Genomic DNA, 20,614 nt, shown 5'->3' on the forward strand with positions numbered 1-20,614 from the left:
AGGCAGGCGGGTCAGACTGCCAGGCGGCGGATCGCGACGACGGCCGCGTCGTCGTCGAGGTGTCCGTGGACGTGGGCCAGCAGGTCGTCCCGGAGATGGCGCAGCAGTTCCTCGGGGTCGTCCTTGGTCCACTTAGCCGCCCGCTCGGTGAAGGGGTAGAAGCGTCCTTCGGCGTTGCGGGCTTCGATGACGCCGTCGGTGTAGAGGAGCAGCAAGTCGCCGGCCTCGAAGGCGAACGTCTGGACGTCGTAGGCGGTGAGGCCGAAGGTTCCGCCGAATCCGATGGGGAGGTGGCTGGCCTCGGGCATGAGTGGGGTGAGGTGTTTTCCCCGCAGGAGGAGCGCGGGTGGGTGTCCGCAGCTGATGAGGTGGGCGACCGGATCGTGGTCGGGGATGTCGAGCAGGATGGCGGTGGCGAAGTCCTCGGTGGTGTCCTGCTCTGTCTGTGGTCGCCATTGGCTGGTGTCCCAGCGGAGCGCGGCGTCGAGGTGGATGGCGAGGCGGGGGAGGGTGGCCTGGCGATGGGCGGCTGCACGGAAGGCGCCGAGCAGCAGGGCGGAGTTGTTGATCGCGCCCAGGCCGTTGCCTCGTACGTCGCCGATGAGGAGCCGGGTGCTGTGGTGGTCTGTGCGCGCGGCCGCGTACAGGTCTCCGCCCAGGTCGGCTTCTTCCACGGCGGGGAGATACAGGCCGGCGATCCGCAGCGGGCCGGCGCGTGCGGGTAGGGGCTGCAGCAGGACACTCTGCGCTGCCTCAGCCACCGACCGCACCCGGTGCAGCTGCTGCTCACGCCGGTCCCGCACCACGCAGACGGTGACACAGACGACGGAGACCACGACCAGGGCAACGACCTGCGCCTGGATGTTGGCAGTGGACAGCACCGCTCTGAGCACGCCGATCAGCACCTGGCCCGCCACCGCGAGAGCACCCATCAGCGCTGTCACACCGGCGCCGGCGAAGGCCACGGTGATCGCGGGTGCCGCCACCAGCAGCGGACCGAGGTGGATGTGCGGCGGAGCCAGTACATCCACCACACAGACCGTGACGATCAGCCCCAACGGGATCACGACCAGCGCGGGAGCATGACCCGGCCGCCAGGGACGCCGGAAGTCCAGCCATGGTCGAAAGGCCATGGCCCAAGCCTTCCACCTACCTCCGCGTAGAAGGATGCGCGCCGCTCCGGGAGCCGGGAGTCGTGGCTGTGTGAGACGGACGCTGTTCATGAAACGCCCAGGACAGGCAAATCGCCGGCAGCGATCTCGGCTGGTCCCTCCACGACGCCGGAAGTAAGTGCGACTCGTACTGAAGCCGGCGTCGGACCGCCCGGGTGTGGTCGCGGACGCGGAGCAGGCCGATTACGTCTCCGTCAAGCCTTGGTGGACAGCCGGTAAGCACACGAGGCCCGGCCCAGCCGCGGCACCGGCCGGGCCTTGCGCTCAGCCACAGCCGAGATCGCGCACTTCCACTCCGGCCGAAGCGTCGACCTGTTATCTCACCGCCAGGATGACCCACCATCCGGCTCGTGCCGGGCTCGCACTGGCTGACCATCCGCCCGGAAGGCGACACGGACATCGATCTGCTCATGACCTTGGTCAGCGTCACCCTCCAGGCCCACCAGGGAGGACCGGGTTCAGACGGCACACCGCCCACGCCGTGCAATGATCATCTCGGCGCGGTGATCGTGCCCGAGCATGCCGGTGACGGCTGAGCGGACCATCCAGGCCGCCGGACAGTAGGCCGAGGCGTCGCGGCGGTGATCTCTGCGTTTTCGTGTGCCAGGCTCACGGGAGCGCTTCGAGACGCTCTAGGTGGTCCTCACCCCACTGACCGAGTGGGGTGAGAGCGGCAAGGAGCGAGTGACCGAAATCGGTCAGTGAGTACTCCACCTTCGGTGGGACCTGGTCATGGACCTCGCGGTGCACCAGGCCTCTGGCCTCCAGCTCCCGAAGTTGCAGGATCAGCATCCGCTCACTGATACCCACCACCGTCCGGCGCAACTCGCCGAAGCGCAGCGGCCCCTCGCCGAGCCAGAACAGGATCAATCCCTTCCATTTGCCTCCCATGACGTCGATGGCAGCGTCCAGGCCGCAGGTATAGCTCTGCTTCCGCACCAGCACTCCCCCTAACAAAACTGTGGGTACCAGACAGAATTGTAGGTACTTGTAGAAATGCTAGTGCCACCGGAGCATGGATCAGGCGTCGCACCAAGAGGGCATCAATTCCGTGCGATGCCGGCTATTTGACCCGTTTCACGCTTCAGATGAATCGGCATCAGGCAGGAGCAAACTTATGACCGGGCACCATCGCACTCCCGTGACCGTCGTCGGGCTGGGCTCGATGGGCAGCGCAGTGGCTGAGGCATTCATTGACGCCGGACACCGGACCACCGTCTGGAACAGGACAGCATCGAAGGCCGTGCCGCTCGTGTCCAAGGGCGCCGTGCACGCGCAGACTATGGACGAGGCAGTCGCAGCGAGTCCGCTGATCATCGCCTGCCTGACCACATACGAGAACACCATCGAGGCCCTGGAACCGGCCGCTGCCACGCTCAAGGGGCGGGCCCTGGTGAGCCTGAACAGCGGTTCGCCGGCCGGTGCCCGTCAGATGGCCGAATGGGCGCTCGGGCACAGCGCGCGTTACCTCGACGGGGCGATCAAGAACGTGCCGTCCGCCGTCGGAGCCGAGGACACCCTCCTGTATTACGGCGGCGACGACACCGTCTTCGACGAGTTCGCGGCGACGCTGCGGGTGTTGGGCGGCGACACCGTCTACCTCGGTACCGACGCCGATCTCGCCGCCCTGTACGAGATGGCGGTGGGCGGCACCCTGCTGCCCGCGCTCGTCGGCTTCTTCCAGGGCGCGGCAGCAGTGCAGGCGCGGGGCCTTGAGGTGGCCTCAATGGTGCGGTTCAGCATCAAGTGGTTCGAGATGATCAACTCGGTGCTGCCGGTCTTCGCAGAGGAGATTGACCGCGGCGACTACAGCAAGCCCGCGTCCTCAGTAAATCTGTTCCTGGCCGGAGCCGCCCATGACGAGGAACTCGGCAGGGAAGCAAACCTCGACATGGAGTGGCACAAACCCTTCCACGCCTTGCTGCAGCGAGCCGTCGAGGCCGGCTACGGCGACCACAGCATCTCCGCCCTGACAGAGATACTCAAGAACCCGGCGCCGACCGCCTAACCCGGGGGCGCACACAACTGTCGCCGGGAAGGTTCACCGGGGCAGCCTCGGCAGTGTTGGAGTCAGCCGTGCATTCTCCTTGTGTGCGGCGGTAGCAGTCCCGAAGAAAATGGATTGCCTTGGGGACAGCGCTCACGTTGGCCGGGCAGCATGGCTGAACTGCATACCGATCGCCTCACCCTTCGCCGATGGCGTGAATCCGACCTTGAACCATGGGCGGCGATGAACGCCGATCCCAGAGTTCGGGAGCACTTGGGCGACGTACTTACCCGTGAACAGAGCGATGCCTCTGTGGCGCGATTCCAGGCCGAGTTCGATCGTCGAGGCTATGGCTGGTGGGCGGTTGAGGTGCGGGCCACAAGTGAATTCATCGGCTTTGCGGGCTTGGACGAAGTGGACGAGGCCATGCCGTTCACTGGAGTGGAGATCGGCTGGAGGCTCGCCCGAGCATGACCCGGGACCCAGCCGACGACTTCGACGACCTCACAGCTCCCGAAGGGTCACTGCGTCCGAACGTGCTGTATCGAATTGCCCGCCGTACGAGGGTCTGACGTTCTCGGCTGGGTCGCTTGATCAGGCTGCGAGATAGCAACACCCCAGCTTCACAGCGGGTTGGTTGCGGGCGGGTCGGCGTAGGCGCCGTGCAGCATGCCGGTGGCCTGTCCGACTTCGATGAGATAGCCGTCCGGGTCGCGTAGATAGCACCGCAGCTCGGCCTTGCGGTCGATGGGTGGGGTGAGGAATTCGGCGCCCTTCGCACTCCATTCTCGGTGGCATGCCTCGATGTCGGCGACCCGGAGGTTGAGGAAGCTGCTGATCGTGCTGGGGTCGGTGGGTGGGCGCAGGGTGACGTCCGGCTTGTCCGGGGTGGGGCCGCCGCCCGGGTTCATGATGATCCATCCGTTGGCGAGCTTGATGGTGCAGGGGTTCTCCTCAAGCACCACCTCACCGCCGAGAACGTCAGTGTAGAAGGCGCGGGATCGGGCTACGTCGGTCACCGTCAGAAAGTGAGTGAGAAGGAGCCCGGAATCCGGGGCAGGAAAACCATCACGGCGCATGCAAGACCTCCAGGCAAATAGAAAGTTTCCTTTCATAGTGGTGGATGGGTGTCCGTAGGCAAGGATGGACACGGCAGGGACAGCCGACAGCCTGTCCGCCCGAGGCAAGGCGGGTCGATGCAATACATCGGCGCCTTCCTCGGCTCTTCCAGCCTGAAGCCCCTCCGACCCGACGCGGCTACGCCGTCGCCCAGTCAAGTCCGAGGTCGAGACGGGCGTTGGCCCGCTGCGCGGACGGCGTGGACTGGGGGACGAGGAGGCCGTCACGACAGCCGATTTCCTCGCCGCTCACACGGCGGCCGGGGACTCACTGCTGGGCGGGGTTCTGGTATCGCGGGGCGAGTGTGCTCGTGGACGAGGAGCGGAGCCCGAATTCCGCCGCGGCGATGCCATCCACCGCCTCGCCGTCGACCAGTCCGGGCACACACACGACCTCGCCGGTTTCCAAGGCCCTCAGCGAAGCGGTCACCACGTCCTCGACGGGCATGCCTCCGTCGTCGTGTACTCGGGCTACATCACCGGCTACCGGATCCTGGCCCTGGGCGAGATGGAACTCGGTTGCCGTCAGCCCGGGGCACAGCACCTGGACACGAACCGGCGCACCGTCCAACTCTGCGGCAAGGGTTCGGCTGAAGGTGACAACGTAGCCCTTGGTCCCTCCGTAGACCGCTCGCACCGGCAGCGGGTCCGGCGGAAGCGAACCGGCGAAGGCGAGGGTGGAAGCCACATTCACCACGGTGCCGCGGCCGCGTGCCAGCATGCCCGGCACGGCTGCACGAGCGAGCCGGGTGAGCGCCACCACGTTCACGGCCATCACCTGCTCCAGCAGTGCGGTATCGGTCTCGGCGAAGGGGCCGTAGCCGTTGATGCCCGCATTGTTCACCAGCAGCTCGACGTCGTCCTCGGCGGTCCGCCGGGCAACCCGGTCCAGGTCACCGGCATCGCCCAGATCCGCGACGACGGCTTCCACTCCTACGTCGTGCTGCCCGGTCAGCTCCGCGGCAAGTGCGCGCAGACGCTCTGCGCGACGCGCCACCAGCACCAGATCGTGACCATCCGCAGCGAGCCGACGTGCGTAGGCCGCACCGATGCCCGAGGAGGCACCGGTCACGATGGCTGTTCCCCTGGCGGGAAGTGATTCGGGATGGATAGTCATGAAGTCCTCCTTGCATTCGTGATTCGGCGGAGACGTCCCTCAGGTGGGCACCACCCGGGTCCAGGGCCGTCTCCGGCTACGCGGTGGTATGGCGCTCGATGTCGGCAGTGATGATCTGCAGGGCCTCGGTGATGCGGTCGTGGTGGGTGCGGTGGGAGACCACGCACACGCGCAGGGTGTAGCGGCCGTCGACCACCGTGCTGGAGAGCACGATGCGCCGGTGGCCGTTGATCCGCTCCAGCAGTCGGCGGCTGGCTTCGTCCGCCAGTTCGGCGGCGGCCCGACTGCCGTCGGCGGGACGGACGCGGAAGATCACGGTGGACAGGTCCGGGCGCTGCGGGACCTCCAGCTCCGCGACGCCGGACAGCGTGTCATGGACGTGTTCGGCCAGGTCGAGCTTCTCGTCCAGAGCCTTACGGAAGGCGTCCACCCCGTGCAGGTGCAGGGGAAGCCAGGCCCGCAGACCACGGATCTCGTGGGTCAGCTCGGGCCCGAGATGACCGGAGTCCGGGACGCTCCCCGCCGCCCCCATGTCCTGGAGGTAGCTGCCGGTGCCGTCGTGCGCGGCGTGCAGGGCGGCGAGGTCGCGGACGACCAGGGCGCCGGTGCCGAACGGCATGAACAGGGTCTTGTGCGGGTCCAGAGTGATCGAGTCGGCCTCCTCGAAACCGGCGAGGCGCTCTGAGCCGCGTGCGGTGAGCCGGAAGAAGCCTCCGTAGGCCGCGTCGATGTGGAACCACACGTCCTCGCGGCGGGCCAGGTCGGCCAGCTGCGGCAGCGGGTCGACGGTGCCGGTGTCGGTGGTGCCGGCCGTGGCCACCAACAGGAAGGGCCGCAGCCCGGCGTCCCGGTCGGCGCGGATCATCGCGGCGGCGGCCTCCGGGTCCATCCGCAGGTCCGGTGTGTGCGGCACGGTCCGTATGTGGGTGGCGCGGATGCCGGCGAGGCGGGCGGCCTTGGCGACGGAGTGGTGGGCGAAGGCGGTGGTGTAGACGGTGCCGTCTGCGAGTTCCTCGCCGAGCCTGTCGTGCCGGGCGGCGACCGTCGCGGAGAACGTGGCCATCGAGCCACCGCTGGTCAACAGGCCGCCGCTGCCCTCCGGGAGGCCGCACACGTCGCGGGCCATCCAGCGGATCACGCTCTCCTCCAGCGCGGCGAGGGCCGGAGCCACCGAGGCCAGGCCGCCGTAGCGGTTGACGGCACGGTTGTAGAACTCGGCGAGCGCGGCCGAGTACAGACCGCTGCCCGGGATGTACGCCAGATGGCCGGGCCCGGCCGTCTCCAGAGCGCAGTCGGCGGCCTCGTCCAGGCGCGCGAGCAGGGCCTTCAGGTCGCCGCCCCGGTCGGGCGGGGGTGCCAGGAAGGACTCCACGAGCTCGGCCTCGGCCTGCGGGGACAGGGGGCTGGTCGCGGGGCGGGCCGCGAGATTTTCGGTGCGGTCGACGACCCGGTCCAGGACGAGTCGGCCCATCTCGGTCATCGCGGCGCGGTCGGGTTCCAGGGGGAAGGGGTGCATGAGGCAGTCCGAAGGCGGTGAGAGGGAGTACTGAGGCGGCAGCGGGGCCGGCTTGGCGGCCGCAGTGCGTGACCAGAATGCACCGCCGAGCGCGGCACGCGATGGCGTAGTGAGTGCCAGTACGGCGATGCGGCGCAGGATTGTTCGCCGATACGGCCGATACGCTGCATTTCATGCCACACCCCATGTACGACCGCATCGACCGGGCAATCCTGGACCACCTCCAGCGCCACGGCCGCACCCCCAACGTCGACCTCGCCGAGGCCGTACGCCTGTCCCCCTCGTCCTGCCTGCGCCGCACCAAGGCGCTGGAGGAGGACGGGGTCCTGGCCGGCTACCGGGCCGATCTGGACCGCGAGCGCCTAGGCCTCGGACTGACGGTGTTCCTCTCCCTCAAGGTCGAGCACTCCCGCACCACCTCCCAAGTGGTCGAAGAGGCACTCAAGGCGATCGACCACGTGGTCGCCTGCCATGTCGTCTCCGGCGACGCCGACTTCTTCGTCGAACTCGCCGTACCGGACCTGCGCACCTTCGAAAAGGTGCTCACCGACCAGATCCTGGCCATCGGCCCTATCCGCGACGCCCGCAGCACCTTCTGCATCCGCACCGTCATCGACCGCGGCCCGCTACCCCTCACCTCCTGGCCAGCCCCACGCCCGTCTGACGTTCAGCGGCGACAAGCCGGTTGATGAGTTCACCCAGATCTGAGAAGTCCTGCCGCGTGACGTCGAACTCCGTGGCCGGCGGGCCGACGCGGAGGCGCCGAACGACAGGCGGATCGGCCTCGGCCGCCTGGTTCCGCCAGTCCGGTGGGATGGCCGGCAGGCGCCCCATGTCGCCTTCGACCACGAGGGACTGAACATCTGGGCGTTGGAGCGTGAGCACGGGTTCCAGCCGCTGCCAGATCGCGTCGGTGACCGGGCATCGAGTGGATGCCGCCGTCACGGCGCAGCCTCAGGGCGGTCGCGCGGAGCAGGTCGCGGGCCACCTCCTCTCCGTCGCGGTCGAGGAGGCTGTAGGGCTGTCCGAGAACGAGGTCGAGTTTGCCGATGTCATCGTCCGCAATGGGCAGCGAGACCAGGGGGCCAGTGGCCTGCGTGGGAAGCGCCTTGCAGACCGGCCGACTCGACAGGAACTCGAAGGCGCGGAAGGTCCAGCCATCCGGCCCACTGATCGACATCGGGCTGTACCTCTGCGTGCACGAGCCGTGCCAAGAAGGCCAGAAGCACCTCATCGTCGTGAACCGCGAGTCTGTCGACGCCAGCCTTATCAGGGACTCTTGGGTCTCATGGCTTGAGCGGGTGGCGTCGCGATCGAGGTCTCCAACACGGCGAGGCCGGTCCGTCACCACGCGGCCGATGCGCCCGCACCGGCGTGCTGCACGCCGCACGGGTCTGGCCGACCTACGCTCCAGCGCTGCCGTCCATCGGCCACCGCTGAGGGCTCTTTTCGCTGAAGAGCCACCCATTCCCTCGCCGCTACAGGCGGTCTGACCAGCACCCCAACACGCCTGGCACCCCATCAGAACGAGCGTCAAATCAGCGTCACGTCCGGCCCGAGCAGCGTGGTCTCCGAGACCTGCGGGCGAAGGATCATGGCCCGAATGACGATGGGGTAGCAGAAGGTGCCGGGAGGGTTTCCATTACCCGAGGACGTCGCGGTCGACATCGGTATCGGTCGCCGCCAGCACCGCGATCCGAGTCCGGGTGGTATCGAGCACGGCGAAAGCCAGGTCCGAAGTGTCATGGTGGAACCAGTCCGTGAATGCCATGAACCGCAGCCACCGGTGATCTGCCGCGCGCCGCACCGCTTCCAGAACAGGGATCCCGGCGGGCAGCCCCATGAGCGCGTAGAAACTCTCCCAGGCGTACAGCCTTGCGTACGCACCGCCCTGCTCCTGGCCGTTCACTCCGCCGGCATACGAAACCGAGAAGAGTTCGTTGAGAACATCGTCGGGTGTCGTCACGCAGGCGAGCGCGCTTCCCCGGCGGCTGCCCTCACCTTCCAGGCAGCGCAAAGGCAGTTCCTTGAGGAAGGAGATGCCGAAGTCGTCAGGGCTGAGCGGGCTCGGGAGCGTGAAGAACCGTGCCTCGGGCTCACGGGCCCATCCACCGGTCCGGAACGGTTTGGCAGCCGCATTCGTCCGTCCGTCGTCCGGAGCGTCCCCGGCACCGCGGCCCGCGACCGCACCGCCGTCGGTCGAAGGAGCCTCCGGGAAACGCGACCGGAGCTGCTTCGCGGTCTTGATCGATCCCAGTCCCCGGACACGAACCGTGAACCGGTGTTCGATGTCCAGTCGCGTCCTGGGCAGCCGGGCCAGCGGGTGCCCCAGCTCACGCAGCTTCTCGGCGTACGCGTCCAGGGAGCGACGACCGGTCCCCGAGCCGATCAGCGCCAGCTCTCCGAGGAGACAGGCGCGCAGCTCGACCGCCGGACCCAGGACCCCGTCCGGCAACTCGCCGACCAGAGGCTCGATGTCCCGCAGATGCTGAGCCTTGACCAGCTTCGCGGCCACGGAACGCAGCAATCGATCGCCTTCGCCGGGGGACATGGCCCCTTCGGACAGCAGCCGGCTCACGAGGTCCACAGCAAACGTCACACAGTCCCGCGAACGCGTGTCGGCGAGGGTCTCGGCGATCCGCCCGACGGTCCGCGCCACGGAGGCTCCACGGGGCCCGTCGCCGGCAGCCGTCCGGCACAGCCGCTCCGCCGCTTCGTACATTCCTTCCGGTCCGAGCTCAGCCGGATGCTGCGACTCCGGCCCGGGCCGCTCCCGGCGATGTCGATCGGAAGCGCCGTCGCCGGCATACGTGCCTTGAGTGGAGCCATGCGACGGGGGAAGAACGTGGGAAACCGGCCAACGGATTGGCATGTCCTTGATCTGGACAAGGATCCGACCCCCGGCGATCCGCAACGGGTGCGCAGGCTCGCCAAGGTCCTGCACGACTTCGCCGACGACGTGTCCGACGGGTTGCGTCTGGTCAAGGGCATGGCGGGCGAAAGCACCCTGGCGGAGTGGGCGGGCAAGTCGGCCACGGTCCTCAAGGAGGAGTTCTCGGGCGTCCCGAAGAACTTGAAGAAGCTGGAGAAGTCGTACGGGATGTGCGGCGACGCCCTCGCGGACCCCGCTGGAATTCGGTCTCCTCGGCCGCGTCCTCACCAAGTTGTGGAGAAGCCCAAGGTCAGATGGCATTCCTTCAACCCAGGAAGGGTGCGTCAGGGCCTCCGAGCGTAAAACGAGCGTCACGGCCGAGGGCCGAGTTCGCGTTCGCGTTCGCGTTCGCGTTCGGCGAGATACGGGCACGACTGTGGCTGGCACTCCCGCCCGGATGTGAGCGCGGGCGCAGGCTGGAGCCCCCATGGACCGCCAACCCGCCCCCGGGCACGCAGCGGTCGGCCCGACATGGAGCAGGGGTGGGGCGCCGTGTGTCGCCCCACCCCCGGGCCGAAGGGTCGAAGTCAGACGGTGGAGTGGAGTGGCTCGGAGTCGAGGGCCGCTGTCAGGCGGCCGGTGCGGTGCAGGCCGTAGAGGGCGGTCGCACATGCCAGGCCGAGGGCGAGCAGCGTGATCCACGGCAGCGCGGGAAGACCGGCTGCCCGTGCCGCATCGAGTGCGGCGCCCGTGGCCAGGTTCCCGACGGTGATACCGACCCCGCAGATCGTGTTGTACAGCCCGTAGTGCGTGGCGACGAGGCGGTCACCGGAGAGACGGACGATGGTGTCCATCTCGAACGGGTAGGCGATCATGGTGCCGATGGCCAGCAGCAGCGCGGCAAGCGTCGGTGGCACTGCCGCGACCAGCCAAAGCCCGATCCGGGACTCCGGTACGGGTACGGCGGTGGCGAGCAACAGGGGAACGAATGCCAGCCCCATGACCACCAGGCCGCGCACGAGCGCTTGGCCGGGCTCGTAGCGCGCCTTGCACCATGCGGTCACGCGCGTCTGTCCGAGGATCGTGGTCAGCCCGGAGACGGCGAAGAGCATCGCCACCGCGGCCGTGCCGAAGTTCCCGTCGCCACCGAGCCGGCGCACTTCCAGCGGAAGCGCCAGGTAGACCTGGAAGGACAGGACGTATGAGCCGATCATGGCGACGGAGAAGAGCAGGAACGGCCGGTTGGCGAGGATGCCGCGCCACTGGGCGAGTACGCCCTGACCGCCGTCGCCGTCCTGCGGCTTGGCGTCCTCGCCCCGCCGGGCGGGCAGCGCGCGGATCTGCACGATGCTCAGTACCGCGAAGATCGCGGCTGCCACCAGGCAGGTGATGCGGAAGTCCACGCCGGTCAGCACCATGCCCGCCAGCGGGCCCAGCAGGATGCCGGCCTGGTAGAACACGTTGAACAGGGCGAACGCCTCAACCCTGCGCTCCCCCGCGTCGGCCGCGAGGTATGCCCGAACGGCCGGGTTGAACAGTGCCCCGGCCAGCCCGGTCGCCGCGGAAGCGGCGAGCAGCGCGGGCAGCGAGTCGACCAGTCCGAGTGTCGCGAAGCCGAGGGTGCGCAGCACGCACCCGGCGACGATCATCGGCTTGTAGCCGAGGCGGTCGGCGAGCGTCCCGCCGACCAGGAACATGCCCTGCTGGCTGAAGTTGCGTACGCCGAGGACGAGTCCCACGATCCAGCCGGCCAGCCCGAGCGTTCCGGAGAGGTGGGCGGCCAGGTAGGGCATCAGCATGTAGAACCCGAGGTTGATGGTGAACTGGTTCACCATCAACAGCTGGACGCTGCGTTCGTACGACCGGACCTGGGTGAGCAGCCCCTTCACCGGCCCACCTCCGGGGAGTCGGACTCCACGCCGGGAACGTCCTCGGCGACGGCCGGCTCCGCGCCCCGCAGAGTGAGCGGATCGACCACAGTGGTGCACCGGGTCCAGCGCGTGGCCTCCTTCTCGTCCAGGCGGCCGATGAGCTCCGGTTCGGGCGCGGGTGGTGAGTTCAGCAGGCCGTGGGCGGCGCAGAAGTCGTCGTCGTAGACGGTCCCCAGGTAACGCTGCGGACCATCAGGGAAGATCGCGACGATCCGAGCGTCGGCGGGCATCGTTCGCGCCAGCCAGCCGGCCACCAGCGCGACCGCGCCGACGCTCCACCCTCCGGTGGCGTAGTGGGAGGCTGCCAGTTGGCGGCATGTCCACACGGCCTCGTGCGGGGCCACCCAGTGAACCTCGGAGAACTGCTCGTAGGCGACGTTGCGGGGGTGGATGCTGGAGCCGAGTCCGCGCATCAGCCGAGGGCGGGCGGGCTGACCGAAGATCGTGGAACCGGTCGTGTCCACTCCTACGACGGTCACGTCCGGGTAGAGCTGTCGCAGAACTCGAGAGACACCGGCCGAGTGACCGCCGGTGCCGACGCTGCACACCAGCACGTCGATGTGGCCCATCTCCGAGGCGAGTTCGAGCGCCAGCGGGGTGTAGGCGGCGACGTTGTCCGGGTTGCTGTACTGGTCCGGGCACCAGGATTCGGGGTGCTGCTCCAGCAGCCGCTGCACGCGCTCACGGCGGGCCTGCTGCCAGCCGCCCGTGGGATGAGGCTCGGAGACGACGTTGACCTGAGTGCCGTACGCGGTCAGCAGCCGGGTCATGGACAACTCCAGTCCCGGGTCGGTGACCAGGGTGACCGGGTGGCCGTACACCATCCCGGCCAGAGCCAGCCCCAGTCCCAGGGTGCCGCTCGTGGACTCGATGATCCGTCCACCGGGCCGCAGGTCACCACGGGCACGGGCCCGCTCCACCATGTGCAGCCCCGGGCGGTCCTTGATACCGCCGGGGTTGAACCCCTCAAGCTTCGCCCAGAGGCCACGCCCGGCCGGGGCCAGCGGCTCTGACACCCGCAGCAGCGGGGTATTGCCCACCAGCCCGGACAGGGCGGACCGGCCGGACACGGCCTTGGTCAATGACTGCATGTCTGTGTCTTCACTCTCGCTCGATGAATGCACGGTGCGGGTTCATCTCGCGCCCCACGGCGACAGGGCGGACCGAGGTCGGCGCTCAGGCGTTGGGGGCGCGGCAGCGACGGGGTCCGTCAGCTGCGAGCGAGTGGTCTAGATCCGCCACCGGGACGTACGGACGAGCGCCACACGCCCGGTGCGTGTGCTGCGACGTCTGCGCAATCCATGCCGTGCCGGCGGTCCTCCCACCACAGCGGACACGGCGACCAGGACGACCACGGCCATCGCGCCGAGGGGAAGTTCCTCCACCGACTGCGCCGCCGCGCGAACGACCATGCTCGACTCGCAGCCCTCGGAGCCGTGGGGGACGTGGGGCTCGTGAGGCTCCCCACCCGTGGCCATCGTCGAAGCAGCAGCGGAAACGGGTCCGGAAACGTGCGTCTCCTCGGCGGCGCCATGTATGACGGCGCACAGCATGAGCGCCATCACGAGGGCAGCGCGGATGACCGAGACGAGTCGGCGCGACCAGGCTGAAGGCGTACGAAGGTGTGTCGGCACAGGTCCTCCGCGCTGCTGTCGCATCTCCAAGGAAGCTGGAGTGAGGCGCAGGCATGGGTGGGGGCAGGACGGAATCGACGAACGTGCCGGCCCATCATGAGTACGGGACGACGCTCGTCTCGAGGTACCAGCCGAACCGGTGACAAACGGCGGGCTGTTGGAGGGTTACGTCCTTCTAGACCTGCTGCACTACGGAGGCTGCTCTCAAAGCCGCGGGTGGGGCACCGTCCATGGGCCTACCAGCCGCAGAAAATCTTGCGGTTGAGGCGTTATCAGTGCTGGCCGATTCGCGAACCGACGCTGCAAAGCAGGGCGACACCAGCGCAGAACCCTGCTGAGGCTGGCCCGATGCACACTGCTCACCAGGATGTGACGGCTCATGACCGCCGTGGTCATCATCCGAGGGTGCAGCGGGTGCGGTTGCGCTGATGGAGAGGTGTCCAGTGACGCTTTCGACGTGCGCGCCATGTGTCACGACGATCCCGAACAGCAGAACGGCCAGGGCCAGCACGCGCAGCACCGGGCCCGCGGAGCGGACCTTGAGCATGCGTGGAGGCGACCAAGCCGTAATCATGCCGTGATCCTAACGGCTTGTCGGCAGTGCTCGACCACCACTCTTGAAACACCGGACCAACTCGTCAGACGAATGGCTTGTTTGCTGTGGCGAGCGCATTCGGGCCAGGTTGATGGCTGCACAGGTCAGGCGGCCTCTCCGACCTCCGGCGGCTCCGCCGGCTTCCGCCCGTTCAAGACCTGGCGCACCCACCCCTCCGACAGGCACAACCGGGCCGCCAAGTCCGGCACCAGCACCCCACGCCGGTAGGCACCGCGCAGCGCTGCGTTCCTTCGCCCCTGCCACCGCTCCCGCGCCGCGCTGCTCGCCACCATTCGGTGCAGCACCACCGCCGCAGCGAGCAGCACCCAGCCCGCCGTGTTGTCCAGCCTGCGTTGCATGCAGATCCCCTTGTCGTCGCGGCACGTCCCCGCTGACAGACCACGGTCAGCTGTCGACGATGCGGCCACAAGGGCGCGAAAGCTTCATGCGCAAGCGCCCCCAGCAGAATCGGCCGTGCTTCGCCATACCGTCAGGTGTGCGACACCTCGAGCGGACGCTGTCCGCCGGCACTTGCCCACCGGCGGTTTTCGCGCATGGGGGACGTGGAAGTCGGCGCAAGTCGCGGACTCGGGTGGGTCAGGGACCGTCGGCCTATGGTGCCCGAGTTCGCCTCCTCGCGCGTCTCACCGGTCCCGGTGCCTCGTCGCACGCTGCCCAGGAGCGGCCACGACAAGAGGAGCTGGCCATGAACACCGGACTGCGGATCACCGTCTTCGCCGCGGCGCTCGCCACGACCTCCGGCGCCGCCACGCCCCACCGCGGCTGGGGCGCTCGTCATGCAGCGCGTCATCGGCGAGCCGAGCGGCCCTGTACACGGTCACCGCACGCGAACAGCCGCGCTGTCGACATCAACCCGCTCGAGAATCCCTGGCAGAACCTGCGGTGCAAGTTGGTCACCAACGCCGTCCGGCACGGCGAGGCGGACGACATCGGCCTCTCCATGTCGTGCTGGCGGGGCGAGGTCCGCGTCGAGGTGGCTGACGGGACTCCGGGCCGGCCTCAGGTGAGGAGACCGACCGCCGACGAGGAGAGCGGTCGCGGCATGCCGCCATCAATGCCTCGCTGGTCGGCCACGTCTGGGACTGGCTGTCCGACGGATGGCAGGAGCCGGCCGAGGCGCTGAAGAACGGCGAGGGGTTCACGCTCCCTCTCTCTGCCGGGCCGTACGAGTTCGTCTGGCACGCGCGTCCGGTGCGCTTCGTGCCGGTCGTCGGCGGGAGCCCTCTGCCTCACCTCGCGGAGGATGAGCAGGAATGGGACTGAACCCTCACGACCCTCACGCCCGCACCCGCCCCCGCCCCCGCCCCCGCCCCCGCACAGCCTCATCCCATCGGCCAGTGGCCTACCAGCGCGCCAAGCACAAAGGGCTCCCCCCCCCATGTCCGCACGGACATCGCCGAGGACGCCACAGCCAAGCCTGCGTAAACGAAGCGCTGAGGACAGACACAGGGTCAACCACCTCGCCTCACACAGACCCTCGACGGCAGGCACCCACCCGCGTATCCCCCGTGCCTGTCGTCGGGCTCATCGCGCCACCCGACGAAAGCGAGGGACAGATGAGCGTCACCGCGCCACCCGCCCGCACCCACGGAGCCACAAGCCCACTCCGCAGCCGGCCGGCCGTTCGCCGCTTCCTGGAAGGCCCCACTCTGACCCCGACCGACCTGCCCATGGTGCACATGGCGCCTGCGGCATCCGTGAGGTCCGTGGATCTGCGGTGGGGAGCGGCGTGGGAGGCGCGCAGATGTGCGCAGAGGGACTGATCGCCAGTCTGGGGGTCGCCGTGCAAGTACATCGGACTTGCGCAAGCGGACCCGGTCAGCGGTCTGTGGGCTGGCGCAGCCCGTTCGGGGGAACCCAGTCGACAATCCTGCGGTCACGGGGTCCCGGCGGTGATGCTGACGAACAGGGAGCCGATGGAAGGCAGGAAGAGATTGAGCAATACGAGGGCGGAGCTGATCCTGCGGGTGCTGGCCGACGGCTCTGATCCGGAAGCGGTGGAGCGACATGCACGATGGCTGCGCGAGGAGTTGGAGGAGCTGGAGGTCGACTCGCTCTCGGCGCTCGCGGGGGCGGAATCAGTTCCCGGCGCAAAGGGCGATGTCGAGGTGGTCGGCGCGATGTTGGTGACGCTGGCGCAGTCGCCGCAACTGCTGACCGTGCTGTTCGACACGGTGTGCAACTGGCTCGGCCGCCTGGGCGGCGGTGCGCCGTGCACCGTCCGAGTCGAGATGAACGGGGACGTGCTGGAATTGTCCAACGCCTCGGTGGAGCAACAGGATCGGCTGATCGGGGCGTTCGTGGCCCGCCAAACCCGGTGACTGCGGGCCTGGGGCGTTCTGCCCTGATCATTGCGAGCGACACCTTCGAAGACCCCGCCTTCCGGGCACTGCGGGCTCCGGCCCAGGACGCGGCGGAGCTCGCACGGGTGCTAGGGGACGATCAGGTCGGCGGCTTCGCCGTGCAGACCTCGGCCAACGAGCCCATGCACCTGGTGCTGGAACGGATCGAGGGGTTCTTCGCGGATCGCAGCCCGAGTGATCTGCTGGTGCTGTACTTCACCGGACACGGAGTGAAGGACGAGTCCGGTGAACTCCACTTCGTCTGCCGTACCACCAAGTTGAATCGCCTGGCCTCCACCGCCGTATCGGCCGCGTTCGTCAACCGGTGCATGGACCGATGTCGGGCGCGGAGCATCGTGCTGCTGCTGGACTGCTGTTACAGCGGGGCGTTCGCCCGCTCGATGCTGGCCAAGGCAGCGGACGGGACCGTGCAGGTGGCCGAGCAGTTTCCGGGCCGGGGCAGGGCCATCGTCACGGCGTCACGCGCGCTCGAGTACGCCTTCGAAGACGGCGAATTGACAGGCAGCTCGTCCGGAGGTCCGCAGCCGTCCCACTTCACGTACGCGCTGGTCACCGGCCTGGACACCGGGGCCGCCGACCGTGACGGCGACGGACTGATCACACTGGACGAGCTCTACGACTTCGTCCATGAGCGCGTACGGGAGGTGAGCCCTCGTCAGACTCCGGGGCTGTGGCAGCTCGGGGTGGAGGGGCGCCTGGTCATCGCCCGGTCCCGGACGGCGGCGGCGGAAACCCGGCTCACCGATGTGCTGGAGTCCGCGGACGGGCCGCTGAGGCCCGTGACTTTGTCCGCGCCGGCCCGCTATGCGGTGTGGCATGCGGTGTTGCTGGTGATGTGCCTCGGGCTCATGGTGGAGTCGGCTCTGCACATGGCGGTCTTTCGAGCGACGTTCTTCGCCTTGCTCGCCTGGAACGCCGGCGACTCCCTTCAGCGCGCCATGGGCGGCGTGTGCTTCTCCGATCAGGGCATGCTGGTGCGTTCGGCAGTGCGGACGCGGCTCATCCCGTGGCCTGAGGTGGCCGGCGTCGAGGCCCTGCGTACTCCGCTGGGCCACTCGGTCCTGGTACATCGCCTGAGCAGATACCCGAACCGGGGCCAACGGGTCATCCTGCCCGCCCCGCGCACCCACGTGTTCGCGCGCGACGCCGACTTCGACACCAAGCTGACCGCGATCCAGCGGTGGCGGGACCGCCTGTCGTCCATGCCACGCACCGCACCGACGAGTGCGGTGCGCCGCCTGTGGTACCTCGCCGCCTACCTCGCCATGCCCGCCTTGCTGTTCACCCAGAGCCTGGTCTGGGAGGGCGCGTACTGGAACCAGACCTGGTGGCCATGGCGCCATGAGGCGACGGCGCTCCCGCAGGACGCTTGCTCGGTCTTCGAACCCGTCCCCCCGGTCGTGACCGGGATCGTCGGCGAGGATGAAGGCGTGTCCGACGGACACAACGGCGCACTAAAACAGACGACCTGGTGCCAGTGGCAGCGCGGGATCACCGAGTTGAAAGTGACCTTCCACCGTCACGACAGCTTCGCGTTCAACACCGCCGGCGATGAAGCCCGTCTCTCCTTCGACGACATGCGGCAGACGGAGTTCCTGGGCTCGCGGCGGACGCTGACGAAGCTCGGCGACAAGGCGGTCGTGGACGACCCGGACCAACCGTGGACAGGCGGCTTCCACCAGGTTGGTGTCCTGGTCCTCGAATCCAACGTGGTCGTTCATGTCTCGTACGAGGGGAAGATGCAGCCCAGGACGGCCGTCCAGAAGATCGAGCAGATAGCTCGTATGACGATGCCTCAGATCGAGCACTCCTTCCGACACCGACTGTTCGGGCTGATCGAGATCTGATCTCCGCACTGATCTGGCCGGCCTCCGCTCCCGCACCGCCGTCCACCGGCCTGCCGAGTTTCACCTCGTGCACATCGGCGTCCGCCCCCGGACGCCTGCCCGGGTGTGGCTCAGGCGTCGATGATGACGGGGATGATGAGGGGCTTGCGGCGGTGGGTGCGGAATGCCCAGTTCGCCACGGCGCGGGCGACGAGTTGTTCGAGTTGGCGTGCGTCCCCGACGCCTTCCTCGGCGGCGGTGGCCAGGGTCTTCTCGATGACGGGGACGACCGGCTCGAAGGTGGCGTCGTCGTGGACGAAGCCCCGGGCCAGGAAGTCGGGGGCCTCGGCGAGGGCGCCGGTGTCCGCGTCGACGATCGCCACCACCGTGACCACGCCTTCGGCGGCAAGGGCGAGGCGGTCCTTGAGGGACGCTTCGGTGGCGCCGCCGACCTCCATGCCATCCACGTAGACGTTGCCGGCGGGGACCTTGCCGGTGATGGATGCGTGCCCGTCGACCAGGTCGACGACGACGCCGTCCTCGGCGATGACGACCCGCTCGGGGTCAACACCGGTACGGATGGCGAGGTCGGCGTTGGCCCGCAGGTGGCGCCATTCGCCGTGCACGGGCATGACGTTGCGGGGTTTGACGATGTTGTAGCAGTAGACGAGTTCGCCGGCGCTGGCATGCCCGGAGACGTGCACCTTGGCGTTGCCCTTGTGGACCACGTGGGCGCCCCACCGGGTAAGTCCGTTGATCACCCGGTAGATGGCGTTCTCGTTGCCGGGGATGAGGGAGCTGGCGAGCAGGACGGTGTCGCCCTTGCCGATGCGGATCATGTGGTCGCGGTTGGCCATCCGTGACAGCGCGGCCATCGGTTCGCCCTGGGAGCCGGTGCACACCAGAGTGATCTTGTGGTCCGGGAGCTTCTCCAGCTCCTTCGTGCTCACGACCAGACCGGAGGGGACCTTCAGATAGCCCAGGTCACGGGCGATGCCCATGTTGCGGACCATCGACCGGCCGACGAAGGCGACCTTGCGGCCGTGCTGGTGGGCGGCGTCCAGGACCTGCTGGATGCGGTGCACATGGCTGGCGAAGCTGGAGACGATGACCCGGCGCGGCGCGGTGCGCATCACCTGCTCGATCGCCGGGTTCAGCTCACGCTCGGAAGTGGTGAAACCGGGGACCTCGGCGTTGGTGGAGTCGGTGAGGAACAGATCCACGCCCTCCTCGCCGAGACGGGCGAAAGCCCGCAGATCGGTGATGCGGTCGTCGAGAGGAAACTGGTCCATCTTGAAGTCGCCGGTGTGCAGCACCATCCCGGCCCGGGTGCGGATCGCGACCGCGAGGCTGTCGGGGATGGAGTGGTTGACCGCCACGAACTCGCAGTCGAAGGGCCCGAAGCCACGCCGGTCGCCCTCCCGCACCCGCACCGTGCGCGGCCGGATGCCGTGTTCCTTGAGCTTGGCCTCCAGGAACGCCAGCGTCAGCTTTGAACCCACGACGGGGATGTCGGACCGTTCGCGCAGCAGGTACGGCACGCCGCCGATGTGGTCCTCGTGGCCGTGGGTGAGGACCACGGCCACGATGTCGTCCAGCCGGTCCCGGATCGAGGTGAAGTCCGGCAGGATCACGTCCACGCCGGGCTGGGTCTCCTCGGGGAACAGCACACCGCAGTCGACGATGAGCAGCTTGCCCGCGTGCTCGAAGACGGTCATGTTGCGGCCGATCTCACCCAGGCCGCCCAGGGCGATGACCCGCAGCCCTCCTTCGGGAAGGGGCGGTGCGGCCTTCAGCTCGGGGTGCGGATGACTCATACCCTGACGGTACCCGGAGAGCAGGACAGGGTGATCCACTACCTGTGCGATCTCTTCCTCCCGACAGGGTCGGGGCACCACAACGGGTTTCCGGGGACGATCCGATGACGTCGGCGGCCGGACAGGGAGGGGTCAAGGCGGCACCGCCTTCGGTGGGTCAGCCGTGCGCCCGGTGGTGCCGGCGAAGATCTCGTGCCCCCGCCGTGGTGGCCGGCCTCCGCGGCCTCCTGGTGCGCCTCGCCGCTGGGCCACTCGGTGTACAGCTGTGCCCGAGCGCCGTCGGCGCTGTGCGGGAGGTGCGCCCGATCTTGCCCGGGTGCCCGCCGCCCCTCGGCTGGGCGGTAATCACGGCGTCCGTGAAGGCGCACTGCCACTCGACTCCATGACGTCCAAGGCCGCGGTGACCAGGCGGCCGGCACAAGTGAGCCGCGGACCGCTGGGGTCTGGCCGGCCCGGTCGTCCAGCTTCCGGTCGAGGTAAGCCCTTGGCCGCGCAAGGCGCGCTCCGGCGGGGCGCCTCCCGCCTCGACCGCCGTCCCGAGGAGACCGACGCGGCCGCTACCGATCTTGCGCAGCTCGAGCGGCAGCAAATACTTGGCTAGCCACATGTTTGCTGTTACGGTATTTATGTGTCCAGCCACCTAAA

The 20,614-nt window shown here is 68.4% G+C and carries 15 protein-coding genes and 2 pseudogenes; 7 read left to right on the top strand and 10 right to left on the bottom strand.

The features are described from left to right. Positions 1-11 precede the first annotated feature (11 nt). Positions 12-1,133, bottom strand: coding sequence for a PP2C family protein-serine/threonine phosphatase (locus ACFT32_RS38375; RefSeq protein WP_382498423.1), 1,122 nt, complete (start codon positions 1,131-1,133; stop codon positions 12-14). A 389-nt stretch (positions 1,134-1,522) separates the two neighbouring features. Between ACFT32_RS38375 and ACFT32_RS38380 the strand changes: the two genes are divergently transcribed. Then, positions 1,523-1,708, top strand: a complete 186-nt coding sequence (locus ACFT32_RS38380; protein WP_382498426.1) for a hypothetical protein — start codon at positions 1,523-1,525, stop codon at positions 1,706-1,708. Positions 1,709-1,781: 73 nt separating this feature from the next. Here the strand turns inward: ACFT32_RS38380 and ACFT32_RS38385 are convergent, their stop codons facing one another. After that, entirely contained in the window at positions 1,782-2,111 is a 330-nt protein-coding gene (locus ACFT32_RS38385) for a winged helix-turn-helix transcriptional regulator (protein ID WP_382498427.1), read from the bottom strand. A gap of 178 nt (positions 2,112-2,289) precedes the next feature. Between ACFT32_RS38385 and ACFT32_RS38390 the strand changes: the two genes are divergently transcribed. Together ACFT32_RS38390 and ACFT32_RS38395 are read left to right on the top strand one after the other, a co-directional pair. Continuing rightward, complete coding sequence (locus tag ACFT32_RS38390) at positions 2,290-3,180, top strand: NAD(P)-dependent oxidoreductase (RefSeq protein WP_382498428.1); 891 nt, start codon at positions 2,290-2,292, stop codon at positions 3,178-3,180. 150 nt (positions 3,181-3,330) lie between these two features. Next, positions 3,331-3,731: pseudogene (locus ACFT32_RS38395) on the top strand (GNAT family N-acetyltransferase). A 51-nt stretch (positions 3,732-3,782) separates the two neighbouring features. Here ACFT32_RS38395 and ACFT32_RS38400 read toward each other — a convergent pair. From ACFT32_RS38400 to ACFT32_RS38410, 3 genes are all read right to left on the bottom strand, one after another. Then, the gene (locus tag ACFT32_RS38400; RefSeq protein WP_382498431.1) at positions 3,783-4,238 is read right to left on the bottom strand and encodes a VOC family protein; all 456 of its coding nucleotides are present in this window, start codon (positions 4,236-4,238) and stop codon (positions 3,783-3,785) included. 307 nt (positions 4,239-4,545) lie between these two features. Beyond that, a complete protein-coding gene (locus ACFT32_RS38405; protein ID WP_382498432.1) occupies positions 4,546-5,394 on the bottom strand; it encodes an SDR family NAD(P)-dependent oxidoreductase in 849 nt (282 codons plus the stop codon). Between the two features lie 76 nt (positions 5,395-5,470). Then, positions 5,471-6,910 carry a pyridoxal phosphate-dependent decarboxylase family protein gene (locus ACFT32_RS38410; RefSeq protein WP_382498434.1) on the bottom strand — a complete coding sequence of 480 codons (1,440 nt, stop codon included), beginning with the start codon at positions 6,908-6,910 and terminating at the stop codon, positions 5,471-5,473. Positions 6,911-7,083: 173 nt separating this feature from the next. On the opposite strand from ACFT32_RS38410, the gene ACFT32_RS38415 reads away from it, so the two are divergent. Continuing rightward, positions 7,084-7,599 (top strand): Lrp/AsnC family transcriptional regulator, encoded by a 516-nt coding sequence (locus ACFT32_RS38415; RefSeq protein WP_382498436.1) that lies wholly within the window; start codon positions 7,084-7,086, stop codon positions 7,597-7,599. A 953-nt stretch (positions 7,600-8,552) separates the two neighbouring features. Here ACFT32_RS38415 and ACFT32_RS38420 read toward each other — a convergent pair. Further along, positions 8,553-9,782, bottom strand: a complete 1,230-nt coding sequence (locus tag ACFT32_RS38420) for a DUF6183 family protein (protein ID WP_382498689.1) — start codon at positions 9,780-9,782, stop codon at positions 8,553-8,555. Between ACFT32_RS38420 and ACFT32_RS38425 the strand changes: the two are divergent. Next, positions 9,738-10,031 (top strand): annotated as a pseudogene (locus tag ACFT32_RS38425) (hypothetical protein); the annotation flags it as partial. The gene ACFT32_RS38420 and the pseudogene ACFT32_RS38425 sit on opposite strands and share 45 nt — an antisense overlap. A 338-nt stretch (positions 10,032-10,369) precedes the next feature. On the opposite strand, the gene ACFT32_RS38430 reads toward ACFT32_RS38425, so the two are convergent. From ACFT32_RS38430 to ACFT32_RS38440, 3 genes are all read right to left on the bottom strand, one after another. Beyond that, a complete protein-coding gene (locus ACFT32_RS38430; RefSeq protein ID WP_382498438.1) occupies positions 10,370-11,671 on the bottom strand; it encodes an MFS transporter in 1,302 nt (433 codons plus the stop codon). Then, positions 11,668-12,804: a PLP-dependent cysteine synthase family protein gene (locus ACFT32_RS38435; RefSeq protein ID WP_382498440.1), complete on the bottom strand. Its 1,137-nt coding sequence runs from the start codon at positions 12,802-12,804 to the stop codon at positions 11,668-11,670. Before ACFT32_RS38435 ends, ACFT32_RS38430 begins: the two co-directional genes overlap by 4 nt. Before the next feature lie 1,242 nt (positions 12,805-14,046). Next, positions 14,047-14,301, bottom strand: a complete 255-nt coding sequence (locus tag ACFT32_RS38440) for a hypothetical protein (protein WP_382498442.1) — start codon at positions 14,299-14,301, stop codon at positions 14,047-14,049. Between the two features lie 1,578 nt (positions 14,302-15,879). Between ACFT32_RS38440 and ACFT32_RS38445 the strand changes: the two genes are divergently transcribed. Together ACFT32_RS38445 and ACFT32_RS38450 are read left to right on the top strand one after the other, a co-directional pair. Further along, on the top strand, positions 15,880-16,284 hold the full coding sequence (locus ACFT32_RS38445) for a hypothetical protein (RefSeq protein ID WP_382498444.1): 405 nt from the start codon (positions 15,880-15,882) through the stop codon (positions 16,282-16,284). Beyond that, positions 16,281-18,173 carry a caspase domain-containing protein gene (locus ACFT32_RS38450; protein ID WP_382498447.1) on the top strand — a complete coding sequence of 631 codons (1,893 nt, stop codon included), beginning with the start codon at positions 16,281-16,283 and terminating at the stop codon, positions 18,171-18,173. The genes ACFT32_RS38445 and ACFT32_RS38450 overlap by 4 nt, the downstream gene beginning before the upstream one ends. A gap of 110 nt (positions 18,174-18,283) precedes the next feature. Here ACFT32_RS38450 and ACFT32_RS38455 read toward each other — a convergent pair whose 3' ends face one another. After that, positions 18,284-19,969: a ribonuclease J gene (locus ACFT32_RS38455; RefSeq protein ID WP_382498449.1), complete on the bottom strand. Its 1,686-nt coding sequence runs from the start codon at positions 19,967-19,969 to the stop codon at positions 18,284-18,286. Positions 19,970-20,614: the final 645 nt, after the last annotated feature.

Origin of the sequence: Streptomyces sp. NPDC057002 (assembly GCF_042673825.1) — a bacterium.
Classification (GTDB): Bacteria; Actinomycetota; Actinomycetes; order Streptomycetales; family Streptomycetaceae; genus Streptomyces.